The 20320-nt window shown below is 54.2% G+C and carries 21 protein-coding genes; 7 read left to right on the forward strand and 14 right to left on the reverse strand.

From position 1 onward, the window contains the following. Window position 1: 1 nt before the first annotated feature. Both ACMYSN_RS05795 and ACMYSN_RS05800 read left to right on the forward strand, forming a co-directional pair. Complete coding sequence (locus ACMYSN_RS05795; RefSeq protein ID WP_462497344.1) at window positions 2-976, forward strand: PDR/VanB family oxidoreductase; 975 nt, start codon at window positions 2-4, stop codon at window positions 974-976. Between the two features lie 217 nt (window positions 977-1193). Beyond that, window positions 1194-1538 carry a hypothetical protein gene (locus ACMYSN_RS05800; RefSeq protein WP_254444138.1) on the forward strand — a complete coding sequence of 115 codons (345 nt, stop codon included), beginning with the start codon at window positions 1194-1196 and terminating at the stop codon, window positions 1536-1538. A 164-nt stretch (window positions 1539-1702) separates the two neighbouring features. Here ACMYSN_RS05800 and ACMYSN_RS05805 read toward each other — a convergent pair whose 3' ends face one another. The 7 genes from ACMYSN_RS05805 to ACMYSN_RS05835 form a co-directional block, all read right to left on the reverse strand. Then, on the reverse strand, window positions 1703-2023 hold the full coding sequence (locus ACMYSN_RS05805) for a hypothetical protein (protein ID WP_462497345.1): 321 nt from the start codon (window positions 2021-2023) through the stop codon (window positions 1703-1705). Then, a complete protein-coding gene (locus ACMYSN_RS05810) occupies window positions 2016-2261 on the reverse strand; it encodes a hypothetical protein (protein ID WP_462497346.1) in 246 nt (81 codons plus the stop codon). The genes ACMYSN_RS05805 and ACMYSN_RS05810 overlap by 8 nt, the downstream gene beginning before the upstream one ends. A 14-nt stretch (window positions 2262-2275) precedes the next feature. Continuing rightward, window positions 2276-3001 (reverse strand): DarT1-associated NADAR antitoxin family protein, encoded by a 726-nt coding sequence (locus ACMYSN_RS05815; RefSeq protein ID WP_462497347.1) that lies wholly within the window; start codon window positions 2999-3001, stop codon window positions 2276-2278. Between the two features lie 8 nt (window positions 3002-3009). Further along, entirely contained in the window at window positions 3010-4062 is a 1053-nt protein-coding gene (locus ACMYSN_RS05820; RefSeq protein ID WP_462497348.1) for a DarT ssDNA thymidine ADP-ribosyltransferase family protein, read from the reverse strand. A 423-nt stretch (window positions 4063-4485) separates the two neighbouring features. After that, window positions 4486-5517, reverse strand: a complete 1032-nt coding sequence (locus ACMYSN_RS05825; RefSeq protein ID WP_462497349.1) for an ABC transporter ATP-binding protein — start codon at window positions 5515-5517, stop codon at window positions 4486-4488. A gap of 1 nt (window position 5518) precedes the next feature. After that, window positions 5519-7093 (reverse strand): ABC transporter permease, encoded by a 1575-nt coding sequence (locus ACMYSN_RS05830; RefSeq protein WP_462497350.1) that lies wholly within the window; start codon window positions 7091-7093, stop codon window positions 5519-5521. A gap of 23 nt (window positions 7094-7116) precedes the next feature. Beyond that, window positions 7117-8133, reverse strand: a complete 1017-nt coding sequence (locus ACMYSN_RS05835; RefSeq protein WP_462497351.1) for an iron ABC transporter substrate-binding protein — start codon at window positions 8131-8133, stop codon at window positions 7117-7119. 416 nt (window positions 8134-8549) lie between these two features. Here ACMYSN_RS05835 and ACMYSN_RS05840 point away from each other — a divergent pair, with 416 nt between their 5' ends. Next, a complete protein-coding gene (locus tag ACMYSN_RS05840) occupies window positions 8550-9089 on the forward strand; it encodes a DUF2058 domain-containing protein (RefSeq protein WP_123753714.1) in 540 nt (179 codons plus the stop codon). 213 nt (window positions 9090-9302) lie between these two features. Beyond that, window positions 9303-9794: a cold-shock protein gene (locus ACMYSN_RS05845; RefSeq protein ID WP_154143332.1), complete on the forward strand. Its 492-nt coding sequence runs from the start codon at window positions 9303-9305 to the stop codon at window positions 9792-9794. Between the two features lie 103 nt (window positions 9795-9897). On the opposite strand, the gene ACMYSN_RS05850 is transcribed toward ACMYSN_RS05845, so the two are convergent. The 6 genes from ACMYSN_RS05850 to ACMYSN_RS05875 all read right to left on the reverse strand — a co-directional run bounded on the left by ACMYSN_RS05850 (window position 9898) and on the right by ACMYSN_RS05875 (window position 16676). After that, window positions 9898-11163 carry a Y-family DNA polymerase gene (locus ACMYSN_RS05850; RefSeq protein ID WP_462497352.1) on the reverse strand — a complete coding sequence of 422 codons (1266 nt, stop codon included), beginning with the start codon at window positions 11161-11163 and terminating at the stop codon, window positions 9898-9900. 2 nt (window positions 11164-11165) lie between these two features. Further along, the gene (locus ACMYSN_RS05855) at window positions 11166-11585 is read right to left on the reverse strand and encodes a translesion error-prone DNA polymerase V autoproteolytic subunit (RefSeq protein WP_123753708.1); all 420 of its coding nucleotides are present in this window, start codon (window positions 11583-11585) and stop codon (window positions 11166-11168) included. A gap of 311 nt (window positions 11586-11896) precedes the next feature. Then, complete coding sequence (locus ACMYSN_RS05860) at window positions 11897-12178, reverse strand: hypothetical protein (RefSeq protein ID WP_462497353.1); 282 nt, start codon at window positions 12176-12178, stop codon at window positions 11897-11899. 92 nt (window positions 12179-12270) lie between these two features. After that, window positions 12271-12555 carry a hypothetical protein gene (locus ACMYSN_RS05865; RefSeq protein ID WP_462497354.1) on the reverse strand — a complete coding sequence of 95 codons (285 nt, stop codon included), beginning with the start codon at window positions 12553-12555 and terminating at the stop codon, window positions 12271-12273. Between the two features lie 576 nt (window positions 12556-13131). Further along, window positions 13132-15327, reverse strand: coding sequence for a CBM35 domain-containing protein (locus ACMYSN_RS05870; protein ID WP_462497355.1), 2196 nt, complete (start codon window positions 15325-15327; stop codon window positions 13132-13134). Window positions 15328-15338: 11 nt separating this feature from the next. Next, window positions 15339-16676 carry a maltoporin gene (locus ACMYSN_RS05875; RefSeq protein ID WP_462497356.1) on the reverse strand — a complete coding sequence of 446 codons (1338 nt, stop codon included), beginning with the start codon at window positions 16674-16676 and terminating at the stop codon, window positions 15339-15341. A gap of 539 nt (window positions 16677-17215) precedes the next feature. On the opposite strand from ACMYSN_RS05875, the gene ACMYSN_RS05880 reads away from it, so the two are divergent. After that, entirely contained in the window at window positions 17216-17428 is a 213-nt protein-coding gene (locus ACMYSN_RS05880) for a hypothetical protein (RefSeq protein WP_462497357.1), read from the forward strand. A gap of 49 nt (window positions 17429-17477) precedes the next feature. On the opposite strand, the gene ACMYSN_RS05885 is transcribed toward ACMYSN_RS05880, so the two are convergent. Continuing rightward, a complete protein-coding gene (locus ACMYSN_RS05885) occupies window positions 17478-18392 on the reverse strand; it encodes a LysR family transcriptional regulator (RefSeq protein WP_462497358.1) in 915 nt (304 codons plus the stop codon). Between the two features lie 106 nt (window positions 18393-18498). Between ACMYSN_RS05885 and ACMYSN_RS05890 the strand changes: the two genes are divergently transcribed. Further along, a complete protein-coding gene (locus ACMYSN_RS05890) occupies window positions 18499-19818 on the forward strand; it encodes a nucleobase:cation symporter-2 family protein (RefSeq protein ID WP_462497359.1) in 1320 nt (439 codons plus the stop codon). Beyond that, the gene (locus ACMYSN_RS05895; protein ID WP_462497360.1) at window positions 19815-20291 is read left to right on the forward strand and encodes a nucleoside deaminase; all 477 of its coding nucleotides are present in this window, start codon (window positions 19815-19817) and stop codon (window positions 20289-20291) included. The genes ACMYSN_RS05890 and ACMYSN_RS05895 overlap by 4 nt, the downstream gene beginning before the upstream one ends. The last annotated feature ends 29 nt before the right edge of the window (window positions 20292-20320 follow it).

Below are 20320 nucleotides of genomic sequence, written 5' to 3' on the forward strand. Positions count from 1 at the left end.
CATGAGTGACGTCCTGAAGATGGTGGTGGATGGCCTGTGGCGCCAGGGGGAGAAAAGCCTCGCCGTCAGGCTGGTGGCGCAGAACCGTCTGCCGCTTCCCGGCTGGCAGCCTGGGGCGCATATCGATGTGCATCTGCCCTGCGGGATAATCCGCCAGTACTCGCTGACCGGTGCGCATAGCGATGGCGCATGCGACAGCTATCTGATCTGCGTGGCGCAGGATCGCGCTTCTCGCGGTGGGTCGAGTTATATCCATGAGACCCTGCGTCCGGGCCAGACGCTGCTGATCTCGCCGCCGCGCAACCTGTTTGCCCTGCAGCCCGCAGGCCGGGTGACGCTCCTGGCGGCGGGGATTGGCATCACCCCGCTGTATACCATGGCGCTGCATCTGCACGCGGCGGATATCCCTTTTGCACTGCATTACTTCGTGAAAAGTCGCGATCATGCAGCATTTATGACAGAAATGACGGCAAATTTCGGTGATGAGCACTGTACTATTCACTGCTCAGACGAGGGAGGCAGCCCGCGGACCCGCCTCAGCAATACCTTCGGCGAAGGCCACGCCGACCACCATCTGTATCTCTGTGGCCCGGCGGGCTTTATGGCTGCCGCCCGCCAGTGTGCGATGGAAAAAAACTGGCCAGAGGCGCAGATCCACAGCGAAGCCTTCCAGCCGCCGCAGCCCGTCGCCGGAGCCGACGGCGACGATACCTTCACCATCACCCTGGCCTCCTCCGGGGAAACATGGCCGGTGCCGGGACATAAAACTATCGCCCGGGTATTGCAGGACAACGGCGTGGCCGTCCCGCTTTCGTGCGAGATGGGCCTGTGCGGCGCCTGCCTGACGCCGGTAGTGGCGGGCCTGATCGATCATCGCGATACGGTGCAGTCGGACGCGGAGAAATCCGCCAGCGCGCAGCATATTGCCCTGTGCTGCTCCCGCAGTCGCTCGGCAAATTTAGTGATTGATTTATAACCGATGTTACAGCCCCTGCTTCCCCACTGCCTGATTACACCGCAGAAAAGTGTCTCAGGCAGCGCCCGAACTGCGTATAAACCCACGTAAAATCAACGTCATACAAAAACATTCCATTTATTCATGATTAATATAAAAATTATTCATTTCATTTCTAATTCTGTTACCATCATATTTGTATGACAAATTAATCCTCACTACACAGGCCGGTGTCATCATGATGATAAGTAGAGCACAAGAGATGCAGGTTCAGGCTCAGCGCCTGCAGGAACAGGGATTATTACGGCGCGCGCTGGCGTTGTGGGCCGACATGGCGCGATGCGATGACCACGAGGTCGCCCGCCAGGCCAGGCAAAAGCAGCAGGAGATCGTCGCCTTATTGCAGCAGAAAAAAGACCAGCAAGCGGCCTCGCGCTATAACTGCCGGGCTCATGTTGCGGCCGACCGGGAATTGATCATTGCCTATTTACGCAATGGCATGAAACCGCGGGAGATTGAGGCACTGACTCAGCGTTCCAGCGCCTTTATTTACCACTGTAAAAAGCTGCTGCCCGAAGAATAACGGCGGCAATGCCGCCTCACTGACCAGCTTTCTGGATATTGCCGTGCGTGCCGCAGTATCCAGAAAGGTGTTCAGGCACAACGCTGAACATCAACCATAAAATGTATTTCTATCCGAGTATTTGCCAGCCATAACGGCTGGCTTTTTTTGGTTCATCGCGCAACTCACCTGCGGGGCAATTTGTCATTCAGCAGCGCTTCGATTCTGACCCGGTTCTCTTCGAGGATGGCTTTAAAATCAAGGCGGCTTTTGGGGTCCATTTTCGCCAGGGTCGCATCCAGCTCCTGCTGACGGCGAATGCTCTCCTGCACCCCTTTCATAGCCGCTTCCATCGCAATCAGCTCGGACGACAGCTCTCGTTCCAGCATCGAGCGATACAGAAACTCCCGGGCGATGACCCCGAGGGCATTGTTGGCCTGATTGACCGCGTTGTGCGTCTGCTTAAGTGATTCGGCCACGGCGGCCAGAATTTTATTTTCACTCATCGGGCGTCTCTCCTTTCACCACTAACGCCAGGTTTTCCGCCAGGCTGCGGTTGAACATCTCGCGCTGTGCCACGGTCATGGCATCCAGCTGTTTTTTCACCGCCGCCATGCGTTCAAAGTAGTCCTGCATCACCTCGTCACGGATCGCCCGTTTACGTTCATCGGGGATGTCGGCAAAGGTATCCGCCGCGGTCGGTGCCGGCAGGTTGCTGTCGCCGGCGGGTAGTCGCCTTACCATAATCTCTCCCGGTCTTAGAAAAGACGCATATTGCGCAGATCGCCGTCGCTGGTGTTGTAGATAGTGAACTGTTCAAGCAGTTCGATAAACGCATCGCGCGCCGGGATCGTCGTGGCCAACATCTTGCGTTGACGCAGCGCACACCAGAGCGCGACGGAATAGGCCTGACAGTTCACCGACTTCTCGGGATTAAATTCGATATCGGTAAAAGCCGTGTATTCCAGTACCTGTTCTTTGCAGGGGGAATGCTGTAGCGCGTTGAGATACAGCCAGTCGTAAAAGGCGGTTTTCGGTTCTAACGGCCAGATGATAGCCTCGCGTGCTTCATTCGGCTGAAATGAAAAGTGATCCAGCCGGCCCGATGTTTTTAGCACTTCCGCGCGCTTAGCCTCTTTCGGCGACTGGCGCATCAACTCGCGAAACGGCCCGCGAAACGTGCCGTTATCGGTAAACACTTTTGATGACTGGAACAGTGATTCGACGCTGATGAACTGCCCGCCGTTACTTTGGACACCCATGTTAAAGGCGCTGAGCTGCACGCCCAGCGTCTCTGGCGATTTGCTGGAGACCTCAAGGATTCTGGCTTCCGGGTGGTCCATGCGATAGCCTTCATGCAGCGCGGCGATGGATTTTTGTTTTTGGCTGACCGCAAGGCCTGGCGACCAGCTGAAATCCACATTGACGATCTCCACCAGAGCCGCCCCTGTTGAGGTCGGGATAAATACGGGGCGCACGGCCATAAAGTCACCTAAAAAGCAAAATGGGAAGGGTCAACCACGATCTTCACCGGACCATCGCGTAACCATGAGGGGATATTCTCCGCAGAGTAGAAAATAACCTCGCTAATAAACCACACCGGGATCGCCCCACAATACAAAATTTCCGCCTGAATATCATAGGGCCGATCGCCAGAATCGTCGTTATTGTTGCCGCTAAACATCGCCTGAAAGGCCTGATGTTTCTGGCGCTGCTCCACGCTTATCGACCTCACCCCGCTTGAAGCCGCATTACTGTGGCAAAAAACGGTTTGGTTAAGCAATGTCTGATGGTCGAAAGAGGGTTGGGTTGGTCCGCTAATTAACTCTTTTTTGATCTTCAGAATAACCCAGTTGCGATCCCGCAGCGCCTGGGAATATTTGTAGAGCATTTTTTTATTCACCTGACCTAACGACAGGGAAATAGAATTACGCATCCCTTCCAGCCGTAATTCGTCGTTATAATGAAAACTATTTTGCCCTTCATCAAGCTGCTGTCGGGTCATTATGCCTGACTGAAATATATTTTTTAGATTCGTCAGATGACTAAAGTGATAAAGCGCGGCAATATTCCGCCGTTTTACCCCACTGAAATCAATCGCCCTCGCCCAGTTAAATGCCTGAATCGCATAAAATGGTTTATTCGCCACCTGCTGCATAAATTCATTATGCAGATCCGAGGTATAGGCTGGTGCCAGATGGGTTTCGCCGGTTATCGCATAGCGCGTGAGCATATATTCTTTAAAGCCGTTGATATGCATAATCATATTCAACGCGTCGGTCATTGTAATACAGGGGGCAGCATGATTAACACCGCTGATTAACGGGCGTGGCGGCTGCGGTTCCCGGGGGCGATTATCAAACAGCGACGGCGGCGCGACCGGCGGTATGACGCGTTCAAGCTGGCGGCTATGGGCTTTTCTCTTTTCAACATCAACGATCGGTTCTACCGTCCGACTACCTGATTTAGTAGCTGGCGGTTCTTTTTTCTTGATTAAATTACCGATAAACGCGAGGACTAAAAAAATGCCAATTACAGTCCACATATGAACCCCTACAGTAGCGCCTGTTCCATTAGACTATTTATTGTGTGTAATAGCATCACGCCCCTCAGTTATGAGGGTAAATGAGTATTGTCTTATTGGTTTTGTTGTTATACCCATCATACTTCAAGTTGCCTGGGTGTTGGCTACTCCCGTTCACCCCAGTCACTTATCTGACGAATTATTTAGGGTATATTCAGCAGTCCGGACGGACTGGGCGGCGAATGAATGGCCGGTTCCCCACGATAATCTATCCCCTCAGGGAACTCAAGCGCTGGCACCTGTCACAGACGCCCTGACACAGGATGAGAATCGCGCTTTTTAATCCATAAATAGCGCCTTTCGGCGCCATTACGACATAAAACAATATCAATCATTTACCCGATGAGCATCGGCAGAATAATTAACCTAAGAAAAATCCTAACATTATCCGTTTATGAATACCCGTCCTTTACCGGTGACCTCGATGCGTACCCGGCAGCCCGGTATCCATTCGGCACGACTGACGGTTTTCAACTGTAGCATCTCAGACTGCTGCGCGACCGCCAGCGTCAGGATCGACAGCTGTCCGGAAAAATCGACGTCGAGAATGCGGATGTCGCTTTCATGCATCTGGCAAGGCGTCATAACCAGCTGTTCCGGACGTAGCATGACCCGCCCTGTCCCTCTGGCCATCTCATTATCGGTACGCAGTTCACCAATGACGCACCGCGCCCGCCCGTTGTAAAGCTCCGCCGGCAGTATCACCGCATCGCCGAGAAACAGCGCTGTAGCTTCATCGGCGGGCCGGGAATAGACCTCAAACGGGCTGCCAACCTGGGTAAAGCGCCCCTGACGCATCACCGCAACCTGGCTGGCAAACGACAGGGCTTCATTCTGATCGTGCGTCACCAGGATCGCGGCGACGCCCGCCTCGGCGAGTAAATCCGCCGTCGCCTTACGGGTGGTAGCGCGCAGCCCGGTATCCAGCGCGGAAAAAGGTTCATCCAACAACATCAGCGATGGCTGCTGCGCCAGCGCCCGGGCCAGCGCAACACGCTGCTGCTGGCCGCCGGAGATGTGATGCGGCCAGTGGGTTGCCAGCTGGGCGTCCAACGACACCATCTCCATCAGGGTCGCCACCCGACGGCGCTTTTCCTGCCGGCTGCAGTCCAGCCCCCAGGCAATGTTGTCCGCGACATTAAGATGAGGGAACAACGCCCCTTCCTGCGGCACAAACCCGATCCCGCGCTGGTGCGCGGGAACAAAGACCCCGTCGCCAGAGAGCGTTCTCCCCTGCATCACGATACGTCCGGAATCAGGTGTTTCAAACCCGGCAAGGATCCGCAGTAGCGTGGTTTTTCCGGATCCCGAAGGGCCCACGATGGCGGTGCGGCTTCCGGCGGCCACCGTCAGGAAAAGGTTATCCAGCACTTGCGCATCGGCAAAAGATTTTGAGACAGCGGTTAATTCCAGCATGTTACAGACCTGCCATTTTTTTCGACTGGTGATAGAGGAGAGCGGTCAACGGCAGAGAAATCGCAATCATCAGCAGGGCATAGGGTGCCGCCGCGACATAATCGATCTCGCTGGTTAACGCCCAAAACCCAGTGGAGAGCGTGCGGGTTCCCAACGGGGAAAGCAGCAGCGTGGCGGTCAGTTCATTACTGACGCCGAGGAATACCAACGCCGCCCCGACCGTCGCTCCCGGCGCAGCGAGACGCAGCGTGATGCTCCATAGCGCTCGGGCGGGACTTCTTCCAAGGCTGCGCGCCACATTTTCCAGCTCCACCGGCGCCTGGGCGATCCCGGCACGGAGGTTAATCAGCGCCCGGGGCATAAACATCAGCAGGTAGGCCAGAAACAGCGTGACTTCGGTTTGATAGATCGGTCGCGCATAGTGGATGGTGATGGTCACCAACGCCAGAGCGGTGACAATGCCGGGTAGCGAGCTGGTCAGGTAATTGCAGCCTTCCAGCAGGCGAAACACCCGGCGTGGATAGCGGATCCCCAGCCAGGCAATCGGGATCCCGCAGGCGGTGGTCAGAAGCGCCCCGCTGGCGCCGAGCATCAGCGTCTGGCGGAAGGAAGACCACAGGTCGGCGTTCATCCAGTTGGCAATGCCTCCCAGCCACAGCCAGCGCCCCAGCACGATCAGCGGTACGCCGAGCGCCAGCAGGACCAACGCCAGCAGCAGCGCCTGTGCGGCAACGGCGGTCGCCAGGTTCAGTTTTTTGCGTTTCTGCTCCCGCGCGGCCCCGGCGCCAATCCGGGCATAACGCGCTTTTCCTCTGGCGGCACTTTCCAGCATTAAAAACGCCAGGCAGCACAGCGCCAGCACGCCGGCCAGCATATTCGCCGCCGGACCGCTGAAGGTGGACTGGAACTGGTCATAAATCGCGGTCGTAAAGGTATCGAAGCGGATCATCGCGTAGAGGCCGTATTCCGCCAGCAGATGTAGCGCCACCAGCAGAGCGCCGCCACAAATCGCCAGTTTAAGCTGGGGTAACACCACCCGGAAAAAGACCTTCCACGGCGGCGTGCCCAGCGAGGCCGCGACATCTTCCAGCGTCGGGTCCAGACGGCGAAGCACCGCCGCCACCGGCATATAAATAAAAGGATAGTAGGCCAGCACCGAGAGGAACACGCCGGAGGAAAGACCATGCAGCGACGGCACCGCGCTGATCCAGGCGTAGCTCTGGACAAACGCCGGGATCGCCAGCGGTGCCACCGCCAGCGCCGACCATGTCTGCCGACCTGCCAGGGTCGTGCGTTCGGTCAGCCAGGCCAGCGTGACGCCTAGCGCAATGCAGGTCGGGACGGTTAAGACACTCAGCCACAGCGTATTGCCGAGCAGCTCCCCCACTCGCGGGCGAAAGACCAGCGCCTTGATGGTGTCCCAGCCGGTATCCATGCCCACGGCGATAACAAAACCTAACGGCAGGAGCGACAACAATGAAATCAGGATAGCTAATGCAACCATCGGAAACGCAGGACGCCTGCGCTCAGGCAGGCGTCGAACTTTCTTTCCGAGTGTAAGACTCAGACCAGACATAAGGTATTCACTTCACCGGGGGATTACAGCAGGCCAGCTTGCGTCATCAGGTCGATAACTTTTTTACTGTTCAGCGAAGAAGGTTCAACTTTCGGCGCATCCAGCGCGTTCAGCGGCGTCAGTTTCGGGTTCGATGCGGCATTTACGCCCACGGCATATTCAAATGCGTTGTTGGTTCTCAGCTCATCCTGACCCTGCTTACCGGTGATCCATTTAATAAAGGCCTGGGCCTGCTCTTTATGTTTACTGGACGCCAGGACACCGCCGCCGGAGATGCTGACAAAGGCGCCCGGATCCTGATGTTTGAAGTAATACAGTTTGGTGTTTTTGCTGTTTTCACCGGTTTTTGCCTGATCGACAAAGCGGTAATAGTGGTAGATCATGCCACCATCAATCTGCCCGGCGTTGACGGCTTTCATGACCGTGCTGTTGCCTTTATAGGCCACGAAATTCGCTTTCATCGCTTTGAGCCAGTTGAGCGTGGCTTGCTCGCCTTTCAGCGCGAGCATCGCGCTGACGATGGCCTGGAAGTCGGCACCTGACGGGGATGCGGCCCAGCGCCCTTTCCATTCTGGTTTCGCCAGATCCATCAGCGAATGAGGCAGCTGAGACTCACTGATTTTTTCCGGGTTATAGACAAAAACGGTACTGCGTGCCGCGATGCCAATCCAGCGGCCATGCTCAGGACGATATTCCGGCGCGACCTGTTTTAAGGTGTCGGCATCAAGAGGAGCAAACAATTTCGCGTTATCGACCAGCACCATCGACGGGGAGTTTTCCGTCAGGAAAACATCGGCCGGCGACGCGCTGCCTTCCTGCACCAGCTGATTCCCGAGCTCGCTGTCGCCACCGTTACGCAGGGTCACTTTGATGCCGGTCTCTTTGGTGAAACCATCCACCCACGACTTGACCAGGTTTTCATGCTGGGCGTTATACACCACGATGCCTTCAGCGCTGTCAGCCGCCATGGCCTGAGGGGCAAGATATAACGATGAGGCGACAAGCGCGACGGAGCAGTAGGACGACAGGCGAAAATTCATATGCTAATCCTTAGTATGTTTGAATAAATGGCCGCCGATAGCCTGGCCGAAAAGGATTAAAACACAGTGAAATGGGAATGATAATGAAAACAATTCCCATAAAAAGAAAACAGTTAAATATACCGCGCTAAATAATTTGATTATCTGAAAATGCTTTATTTAAAAATAAGAAAAAGGAAAGATTAAAATAACCTTAAGGCTTTCTTATTTATGCTCACCAAAATGGAAAAATATGATCGCGATAACAATTATCGCTGTGCATGCGCAATTTTGAACCGTCCCGTCACCCAGGGACATGGAAGCGATCGACAGGCCTGGCAGGCAGCCACCGCGCAGGTTCGTGGGCTGGAACCTGTTACAGTCGTCAAAATTGCAGGTATAATCCCCTGCATTATTCAACGGGTTCAGAAACGACGATGACAAAACTTACTTTACAAGAACAGATGCTCAAAGCGGGATTAGTCACCAGTAAGAAGGCGGCTAAGGTCCAGAGAACGGCGAAGAAATCACGCGTTCAGGCCCGAGAGGCCCGTGCGGCGGTCGCTGAAAATAAGCAGTCGCAGCAGGAGCGCGACAAGCTGCTGAGTGAACAACAAAAGCAGGCGACGTTATCGAAAGAGTATAAAGCGCAGGTAAAACAGCTTATTGAAATGAACCGCATCACCATTTCAAAGGGCAATATTACGTTTAACTTCACCGACGGTAACTTAATCAAGCAGATGACGGTGGACAAGCTGACCCAGGCACAGCTCACCAATGGCCGGCTTGCTATCGCGCGCCTGACCACTGACGCCAATGGCGATAACGTATACGCGATTATCCCTGCCAGCGTGGCCGATAAGATTGCCCAGCGTGACGCCAGCAGCATTGTGTTCAATAGCGACCTGACTCAGGAAGCGCAGGACGAAGACGATCCGTACGCTGATTTTAAAATTCCTGATGATTTGATGTGGTAACAGGCGATGGCTGTGCGCTCTGCCAGCCATATAGCAAACCCGGCGGGTCAAAATCCACAATACAACGGCTGGCGGCCCCACTCTTCGCCGTTAGCCACTCGCGCAGCACAAATTTATCGTCCAGACTTAAGCCAAAGGCGTGGTCTGCGCAGGCATTGTGCTTTACACTGCGCGCTGCAAAAACTGAGTAGATAAACGATTAAGTAGGCGATAATGGCGATGAATGGCACGATCACAACCTGGTTTAAAGATAAAGGTTTTGGATTTATCAAAGATGAAAACGGTGATAACCGTTATTTTCATGTGATTAAGGTCGCCAACCCTGACCTGATTAAGAAAGACGCGGCGGTGACCTTTGAACCTACCACCAATAATAAAGGCTTGTCCGCTTATGCAGTGAAGGTCGTCCCGGAGAGCAAAAATCTCTATATTGCTGGCGAGCGCCTGAAGATCACCTCGATCAAATCTTACCTCGTGTACAGCGAAGAAGTTCCGGCAGATGCCTCCGTTGATAAAGAGAATGCGGTGCTGTCGGTAGGGATGCTGATGGGAAATATCAGACCGAAATCCGCCGCGAAACCGGGCGAGATGCGCTCGCTGAAAAAACTGGCGATCACCACCTTCCAGGGCACTACTCTTATCTTCTCGGAAGATGAGATTGACATCGAAGAGACCGTCAAGCTGCTCAAAAACTTAAACCGTTAACGGTTTCTGTGCCGCCATCCCGGGCGCGCCCTGCGCCGGATGGCGACATCACGAGTCTTCAGACACCGCGCCCCCTCTCCGCCACCATCACAGCACAGCCCTATCAGCGCACCCGCAGCAGATCGCTGTAGCGGGTCGTGTAGCGCGGGGAAAGCATATCGCGTTTCATCTGCCATCCGGTCTGTATCCCCTGCCCGGCAAAATAGAGCGCGCCTCTTCCGTTCTTCGCATTCAGATCGTCCAGCACCGCCATTAGTTTCTCGCTGTTCTTGCGTGGCGCGTTGTCGTCGAAAAGATTGAGCTGGGCAACCCCCTGGCTGTAAAAATCCCCCAGCATAACCCCGGCTTTCTGGTAGCGATGCCCCTCCTTCCAGACCGCATCCAGCGAGCGGATGGCCGCCGCAATAATATCCCGGCTGTCCTGCGTCGGCGTGAGCAGCTTCACCGACGCGCCGTTGCTGTAATAGGGGCTGTTGCGCGCAAAGGGGCTGGTTTTGATAAACACCGAAATAAACCGGCAGTACTGATGCTCGGCGCGCAGCTTCTCGGCGGCACGCGCGGCGTAGCTGCATATCGCCTGGTGCATCTCGGGATACGCCGTAATATAACTGCTAAACGATCGGCTGCAGATAATCTCCTGCTTAAGCGGCACAAACTCTTCCAGTGCCAGGCAAGGCTCACCGCGCAGCTCTCTCACCGTCCGTTCCAGGATCACGTTGAAATGTTTGCGGATAAAACGAATATCGGTATCTGCAAGCTGCAGGACGCTTTTGATCCCCATGGTCTCGAGCTTTGTGCTGATACGGCGGCCGACGCCCCACACTTCCCCGACGGGCAGGCGGGCCATCAGCTTTCGCTGCCGCTCCCGGTTCGATAGATCCACCACGCCGCCCGTTTGCTGCTGCCACTGTTTTGCCGCATGGTTGGCCAGCTTGGCCAGGGTTTTGGTCTGGGCAATGCCGACGCCGACGGTGAGATGGGTTCTGCGCCCTATCGTTTCGCGAATTTCCCGGCCAAAGTCACTCAGATCTCGGCAGTTACGCACCCCGGTCAGATCGCAGAAGGCCTCATCGATGCTGTAAATTTCACAGCGCGGAGATAGCTCTTCCAGCGTGGTCATGACCCGATTCGACATGTCCGCGTAGAGCTCGTAATTGCTGCTAAAGCAGATCACGCCGTGCCGGCGGAGCTGCTCTTTTTGTTTAAAGTACGGCTCACCCATCTTCACAAACGGCTTCGCTTCGGCCGATCGGGCGATCACGCAGCCGTCGTTATTCGACAATACCACCACCGGTCGGCCGCTTAAGTCCGGCCTGAAGGCCGTCTCGCAGCTGGCATAAAACGCGTTAACATCACAGAGCGCAAACATATTCAGCCTGCAGATTTAATGATGTAGGTGACGACGCCAAAGACATTGAGGGTCTCTTCGCTGCCAACAAGGATCGGGGAATAGGCGCTGTTCATCGGATTAAGCTGTACCAGCGGCCACAGCTGCAGCTTTTTGACCGTAAACTCTCCGTCGACCGCGGCGATCACAATGTCACCGTGCGCGGCCTTGCGTGAACTGTCGACGATCAGCAGATCGCCCTCCCCGATGCCCCCGTCGATCATGCTGTCCCCGGCGGCTTTCACGAAATAGGTCGCGCTGGGGTGGCTAATCAACAGATCGTTTAAGTCGATGCGTTTTTCGACATAATCCTGCGCCGGGCTGGGAAAGCCACACTGCACAACGTCACTGAATAAGGGGAGCGGAGCCATCTGGTGTAACTCGGCTGGCGTGTAAAACTTCATGATAAACCCACCACATAAATACTGATTATATATACAGTAGTTTTATCAGGTCGGCAGGTCAATATAGGCTGCGGCTATCAATTATCCAGACAGACGTAACATACTGATGCTATTGGCGAGAAAATTCTTAATGCTGCGCGGGTGTCTGACTGACTGCTGAGGAAGTAAGCGACGGGGCCGCCAACCCGAATCATCCTGCTAGCCGGGTTAGCAGGATTATCGTTATGGTATCGCCTCATCATCACGGAACTGGATCGATCCGTGCCCTGTATTCACGCTGCGCCATCCCCCTTAAACAGCGTCAGTATCGTTCACGACCAGAAATGATCCCGGGATTCCTGATCTGCCGTCGGTCGCGTCAGCCACGCCAGAAAACCGATCGCCGCCCCCAAAATAAATAGCACCACCGTAATCACTGGCACGATAGAACGCTCTGTTGAAAACATTTCAATTGACACACCATTATTCATTCCACTAAAAAAGAATACCCCTTCATCCAGGGTGAAATAGATAAACCAGATACAAAATGCAATAAACAGCCATAGAAATATTTTCCCGAGAAGCGTTCTTTTTATCTTCAGTTCCTCAGACATGATATTTTCTCAATATACTCGTGATCGTTCGAGTATAAATACTCACGTTAGATACACTGCCGGGATAGCACATCCCTGCGTCATCATTCTTTTTATTGCATAAAATCTACGGCCTGCTGCTGATACATCCCGGTAATATTGACATCGAGATCGTGCACAATATCCTCCGCGACCTCGCGTCTGGCGTTGTGCTTATGGTTATCCGCATCCTGATACTGGTGATAGGCGTGCCCGACATGGCACGTCCCGTTCGCTTCACTGACTTGAGTACATCCTGAACGTTCCAGCTGTGCGCGATAAGCTTCGCTGATCGCAAATACCGGCTGAAACAATGAACCGGCGACCAGCGCGACACCGATAATATATTTCGCTTTCATCTACTGACCCTTTCTACGGTACCAACAACGTGAGCCATTATCGTCCTGGCTGGCATCAGGTAAGGTTTCGCAATCCGGCAAAGAACCCCCATCACTGCTATTGCTCTCTTTTTCATTTTTAACCCTGTCTTATTTTTAACCTGACCGATGCCATTGCAAACCTGGAAAATTTATTCAACAGTCCGTATTGGACAACCGCATCTTATTTGACATAGCAAAACAAGAAAAGAGGCCAGCCCTGGATGAAAACTCTGCTTTAACTCATTATTTTAAAAACAATTAAAATTGGTGGCGCATTTTTGTTATTAACTTGATAATATTCCATCGCTTATTTTGTTATTTTTATTTTAATGCTTTAAATATCTTTTGACGCTGAGCGTTGGAATCATTACATTTCCTTAATAATCCCCGCTAAAAAAGCTTTTCACCGTATTTATTTAAGATAAATCCTATAAGTGCAAGGTATTTACCACGCTAATTAAATGCAGCCTATTATTAATCACCGCCACGATCGCTATTCAGGTTATTGATGAAGGTTAAAATAAATGCTGCGCCCAATGGGCGCAGCCAAAGCCATTACTCAGCAGTCACGGCAATAGATTGAATAAACATATAGCCCCAGTCGCCAGAAAACTTACCGAAGCTCACCACGTTTTCACCGGCCTTCAGGGTGACGGGCACGACGACCTGCTGGCCTTTTTCATCCGTCTGCGGGAATTCAATGCCGATCGGCGAGCCGTCGTTAACCACGAAGGAGTTTTTCTTACCGCCCCACTTCCCATTGAACTTCACATGCAGGGCGTATTTGCCCTCCCAGGGAGCATTCACCTTCCACGTCACCTTATCGCCATCATTGGCAAAAGGTCCCAGGAAGCCATCGTCAGCAATAGCCAGCTGGTTTTCACTGCTTTTCACAACGTTCAGCTCACCCTGCTTAACATCCAACACCTCGCCGCTGAATTTGCAATAATCGGCAGGCAGCTTGCCGGCAGGCTCGGCGACCGACACCTTCACCGTTTTACTCGCTTTCAGCAGGCCATCGTTGGCGGTAAAGGTCAGGTCATACTCTCCTGGGGCTGAGAACCAGGCCCGGGTTTCTGCTTTGCCGCTGTCACACACGTGTGCCTTGTCGTTGCCACCGGTACTCCACGCCACCGTGACGTGACGCGCGGGGAGCTCGTCGTCAGTCCATGTGGCAACGAGCGGCACCCCTTTATCCTGAGTGGTGGTCAGGGCAGCGCCCAGCGTCACTACCGGCGCAAGGTTTTCCTGGGTGTGCTTGATGCTGATGACGTTAGAAGGCGCTGACGCACCGCTTTCGTTCTTCGCAATGACGCGGTAGTAGTAAGTTTTCCCTAATTGCAGGCTGCTGTAGTCATCGCGGAAGAGCGCCATTTTTGACGGATCCCACTCATTGACGCCGTCAGAGACATCCTTGCCGACTACCTTCCACGGCCCTTTCGCGCTGGTGGCTCGTTCGATATCGTAATAACGACCGACCGGCGCCCCCATCCAGTTGATGGCAAAAGGCGAATCCGTGGTTCTCAGCTTCGGTGCTTCCGGAACGGGAAGCGCAGGCGCTGTGCTCAGGCCAGCCATCTGCGCGGACGCATTGCGAACCAGATTGACCACCTCCATTTCCTGGTTGGCTTTGCCTTCTACCGGGAAGCCCGGCAGATGGTAGCTATAGTGGCCGGTATACTCTTTGTGCCAGTAGAATCCGCCGTCATGACGATGGCCACGGAACCCCCAGATAAAGCCACCAGCCGCCTGCGCCCCGTTAACATCGGTATGCACAATAGACTGCATGATGTTGTTCAGCTCTTTGTGGTCCAGCAGACCAAACTCGCCGACCAGGTAAACCTTTTTACCGCCGATAGCCTCCAGATCTTTGCGTACCTGGTCGGGATGGTTGTTACCCGCGTTGGTGTAGTAGTGGTTACTGACAATGTCGACGTTAGGATCGTTAATGGAAAAATCATTAATCTTTTTATAGGTCCCGTCGACAATCAGCTGATGCGGAGCCCATTTGCGGATCCAGGCCGCGGTCTCTTTAAGGAAGCTTGCATTGGTGTCTTCCAGTTCGTTACCCGTTTCCCAGGCCATAATGGCTTTTTCATCGTAATAGTGACGGCCCGTAATGCTGTTAACGCGCGTGATCACCTGACGGATGATGTCCTGATATGCTTTATAGGTTTTGCTGTCGGTACGGTAAAAATCTTCTGGTTTTTCATGATAAAACGCCGCCAGCTGTTCACGTCCGCCCCACCACCACCAGTGGTCGATAAACGGCAGAATCAGCCTTAAGCCCTGCTTGTCCGCCTCGGCGATCATGTTGTCGTACACTTTCATCGCCGTTTCGTTCAGCCGTGGCATACCGTCAGGCGTTTCGGGCGCGAGGATATGCGTTTCGCGATCGCAGGCTTTGTCATTTTCCTGCTGCACGGAGAGCACATAAACCCGTTGTGCCTTCGCGCCCGTTTTCACCATCGCCTTGATCCAGTTTTCCTGCTCTTCAGCGGTGGGCCACTTAAAGTACTGCCCCCATCCCCGGGGGTCAGCTTTACAGGTTCCGCGCGCATCATCTTCGATGCGATGCAGTTCCGGGGCATGGATCCCGGCAAAGCGGAAGACGTTATTGCCATCCTTCAGTTGCGCCCCATCACGGGTGATGAAGTGCTCAAAATGGGACTGTTCCGCCGCCATTGCGCCAGCACATCCCAGCGCTGACAGCAGTGAAACCAACAGGATTTTTTTTACGGGGATAAACATCGTTCTTCTCCTTAGAACCAGACTTCAGCCTGAATACCGAAATTCAGGGTGTCAGAACTCCCCGAGCGGGTATAACTGCCCGAGGTGATGCTGCCGGTGCTCCAGTCGTAGCTACCATCAAGGGCATCAGATACGCCCTTATCCCACTTGGCATAAGTAACGAAGAAGCGCAGTTGCGGACGCGCCCAGAACCCGGAATCAAAGGTCAGCGTTGGCGCGATGGTCACTTTGGTCAGCCCGCCCTTACCTTTGCCATCGACCCCCATGTAGTTTTTGTCGTCGAGATACTCATAACCCAACTCGTACTGCATGGCGAAGTTCCTGGTGATCTGGTGATAAGGTCGAATCCCGGCGACCCACATCGAGCGACCCCAGCCATTTTCATCGCTGGTCCACCAGCGGTAATTCTTGTCTTTCTGGTAGAACGCGAAGGTGGAGATTTCCAGATCGCCCATCGTCGCCAGGTTATCAAGCACCACACGCCAGGATTGGGTATCTTCAAGGTTCGCCCAGCCCCAGCCGTTTTTACCCAGCGAGTCAGCGGCGGCAAGCCCTTTACCGTACTGGAAGGCAATGCGGGAATACCCACCGGTCAGGCCATAGAAACCATCAAAGTTGTACACGCCGGTAAAGCCGTAGCCTTTTTCTGCCGCCGTCGAATGGTTTTCGTTGCGGTTCATATGGTGGCCGATAAATTCGAGGTCCAGACCGGTGCCGCCAATTTTCTTGAACCACAGGTTGAGGGAGTAATCGTCCGGGTAGCCCTTGTCACCTTGATCAACCGGATAGGCATCGGTTTCATCCGTTGGCGAGAAGGCATAGACCCCGGCATCAAAACGGGCGAACCCGAGGTCCATATTGTCAAAACCACCGCCGGTCCCGTTGTACTGGATGTACTCCCAGTCAAACTGGTGGCTGGAAGTGTTAGAGCTGCTGTAGCGCTTACCGGCCCAGAAGGTGATATCCGGAGCAAAATCGAGGTTGCTGAGTTCAGCAAAACCCTCACGGAACTGAACGTCATGGTCGTCGTCATCGCGACAGTTCCAGTCGGCGGTACATTTGGTCTGGTGCGTCAGGTTGGCCTGAATACGGGCCACCGCACCGGTATCTGACTTCAGCGTCACCGTCGGAATCAGTTCAATTTTGGTGTCTTCTTCGTTACCAAGACGCCATTTGCCATCCGGCATTAACCCCACGGAGTTGGAACGGTTTCCGTCGCTGTTAGCCAGAATCCCGGAACGCATGTAACCGTGCAGTTGAAAATCGTATTTATCATCTGCGCTGGCGTAGCTGCTCATTACCGTTACGGCGATCAAGGACAGAGGTATTGATTTAATTAGCTTTCTCATATGATCCCTTTGTTTATTATTTGCACTGCTTAACGTTGCAGTGGAAATGTACGGATCAAAAAAGGAAATGTATATCCCATAACGGAAAGCGCTTTCCATATTTACCGGATCAAATCACAAATCTGAGATAAAAAAGGATGTTTTAGTGATTTAAATCACACAAATATGCTTGAAGAGGTTATGGATAACATCGAAATAGCAGATTCAAGGGGCCAGAGATGGCACAGACCGAATGGCAATGGAAACGACGCATCCAACGATGAGTTCTCCGTCCCCCTCCCAGATATCCGTATCATATTGTCGGTAATTGATTATTTCTGGTGATCCTAATCACAATTAACCCATCCATAAATGGAAAGCGCTTTCCGTTACGTTAGGTAATAGCTATAGTCCAGACCAGCAAGCGAAAGGCGTTGTTGTTGCAGAGCGTGGTCACACGTTCTGGTCAGAAGTCGTCACGCCACCATAAAAGCAGATATCCCCTTACACGATGATTATGCAGAAGATCTCAAGATGAGATTGACCTCAGGAGAAAACCGATGAAACGAATGTTAGCCGTGCCAACCCTCGCTTTCATTGCGGCGATGTCATGCAATGCCATTGCTCAGGACGTTATTTTGCCACTCAAGGAAGAAGTCCAGACCGATGAGGGTAAAATTTGCATCTATGGAACCGACACGCAAAATGAAAAAGTCATCATGCAGGGCACCGACAGCTGTCCGCCAACGAAAACGGCTAAACAGCAAAAATGATGAACATGCCATGTGACAGAGACTGTCGCTGGGGTTACCGCGCGCTGGACTATAACGTGGTGCGGTTGCCGCTATTATCCTGCTCGAAGATTTTATGCTGGATAAGCCGATCCCGTAGCCAGTGCAGCGATTTGCCCACCCGTTTGTGCTTCGACCACAGCAAATCGACCCCGACCACCCAGTCGGTGTGGGGATACTCCTGCTGTCGCAGCTCAACCAGTTGGCCTTCGTTTAGCTCTTTTTCGACAAACAACCGCGGGAGGGAGGCCCAGCCGAGTCCCGCGCTGGCGGCGGCGATCATCGCGTTATAGCTTTCGACGCGCCACAGCATTGGGCTGCCGAGATATTCGGTGGTGGCAATGTGTTGTTCCTGGGGACCAAAGGTAATATGGCGCCAGCGATGCAGATCGGCGAAAGAGACCGGGCCCTGGCTCGCCAGCGGGTGCGAGGCGCTGACCACGTGCACCATAATAACCTTGCCTAACTGCACGAACTGCAGCCGATCGCCGTCAATTCTGCGGGAAATCACGATCCCGGCGTCCACCTCGCCTCTGCTCACCAGTCCCGTCACATCCCCCTGATGTGGCTCGCGGATATGGATATCAACCTGAGGAAAAGTCATAGCAAATTCATATAAAACCGGGGCGATAGTCGGGTAAGGCACCTCGATCGCCAGGGTCAGGCTGGCTTCGGTCTGCACATTGTAGGCACCGACCCGCTGCTCCAGCACGTTGCACTGTTCGAGCACGGTTTTGATGTATTCGCGTAGCACCGCGCCCTCCCCGGTCAGCGTGACCTGGCGCGGCGAGCGCTCGAATAAGCGGACATTAAATTCGTCTTCAAGATTACTCATCGCCATATTCACCGACGACTGCGATCGCTTCAGTACCCGTGCGGCAGCAGAAAACGAGCCGGAGCGGGCAACCTGCTCGAAGACCATAAGTTGCTCCAATGAATAGCGCATTTTGCCCCCCAGATTTCAATAAAACTGAAAACAGCTGACTAACTTATATCACGTTTCCACACATATAGTGGCGACCTCTTCCTTCGCGTATTTTCAGGGGATTACCATGGCTACCGTTTTAGAAAACCACAGCACCACCCACTCGCTTAGCGTAAAACGCATTGCCTCTCTTGGACTCCAGCACGTCCTGGTGATGTATGCCGGCACCGTCACCGTCCCGCTGATTCTGGCGGCCGTGTTGAAGCTGAGCAGTAGCGAAACGATTACCCTGATCAATGCCTGCCTGCTGACCTCGGGGCTGGCCACGCTTTTGCAGGCGATAGGGATTGGCCGTTTCGGCAGTCGCTTGCCGCTGATCCAGGGATGCTCTTTTATCGTGCTGGCGCCGATGTTGATGATCGGGCAGCAGTACGGCATCGCCACTATTTTCGGTTCGGTGATCGCCTGCGGTCTGTTCACGCTGCTGGTGGCCCCGGTATTTAGCCGCCTGGTGCATTTTTTCCCGCCGCTGGTGATTGGCTGCGTGATCGCACTGATTGGTATTTCACTGATGCCCGCCGCGGCAATCTGGTTGGGAGGCGGGATCCCGGATGCGCCCGATTTTGCCCAGCCGCGTAATTTGCTGCTCGGTTTTGCCACCCTCGTCGTGACCCTGCTGTTTTACTGCAATACCCGCGGCGTGATGCGTAACTTCAGTATCCTGTTCGGGCTGCTGATCGGCACGCTGGGGGCCTGGCTGTGCGGATTAAGCCATTTCGACGCCGTGACGCAGGCCTCCTGGGTCGGCTTCAGCCTGCCGTTCGCCTTTGGGATGCCGCAGTTTTCGCTCGCGCCGATTGTGGTGCTGTGCCTGTCGATGTTGATCGTAATGACCGAGACCACGGGCAACATCCTGCTGATCGATAAGCTGATTGGCCAGCCCACCACCTCCCGGCGTCTGGCTGACGCGATCCGCGCCGACGGGCTATCGACCCTGGTCGGCGGATGCCTGAACAGCTTCCCCTACAACGCCTTCTCACAAAATGCCGGTCTGCTGATGCTGACCAAAGTCACCAGCCGCAGCGTCCTGATCGCCGCGGGGCTGATTCTGGTGGCCCTGGGCCTGTTTCCCAAGCTCGGTGCCATCGTGGCGATCATTCCCAGTCCGGTGCTCGGCGGCGTGGCGGTGCTGATGTTTGGAATGACCCTGGCGGCCGGCGTACGGGAGTTAAAAACCGTCGATTTTAACGATGAGAAAAATGTCCTTATCGTTTCGGTATCCATAGCGGTTGGCGTGCTGCCTGTAGCCTTCCCGGCCCTGTTCCAGCACCTTCCCCCCTCGGTAAAACTGTTTATGGATAGCGGGATTTTTATCGGTGGTTTCACCGCCGTCCTGCTGAATGCCTTACTTCATCGCCGCACATCTGACACGGAGACAGCACTTTGATTACCCCTGGTGATATTCAGTTTCTCAGACTTTCCAACGAGGTGGGCCGCCGGGCCATTGCTCTCGGCAGACACCCTTTCGGCGCGGTACTGGTGGCGCCGGATGGCCACACCGTGCTGCTGACCCAGTGCAACATTGATACCGTTAACCATGCGGAGTCGACGCTGGCGCGCATCGCCGCCAGCAACTACCCGGCGGAATATCTCTGGCAATGCACGCTCTACACGGCGGTCGAACCCTGCTGCATGTGCGCGGGTACCATTTACTGGGCCAATATTGGCAGGGTGGTTTACGGCATGAGCGAAGAACAGCTGCTGGCCTGCACCGGCAGCCACCAGGAAAACCCGACGATGAGCGTTCCGGCCTCCTGGGTCTTCAGCCACGGGCAGAAAGCGATTTCGCTGCTCGGGCCGGTGGCGGAGATCGAAGAAGAGACCCTGGCCTTACAACGCGAGTTCTGGCTGACGCGCTAAAGCTGCGGCGAGTGTTGGGAGCGGGCGGC

Origin of the sequence: Klebsiella sp. R445 (assembly GCF_051131755.1) — a bacterium.
GTDB lineage: Bacteria > Pseudomonadota > Gammaproteobacteria > Enterobacterales > Enterobacteriaceae > Klebsiella > Klebsiella lignicola.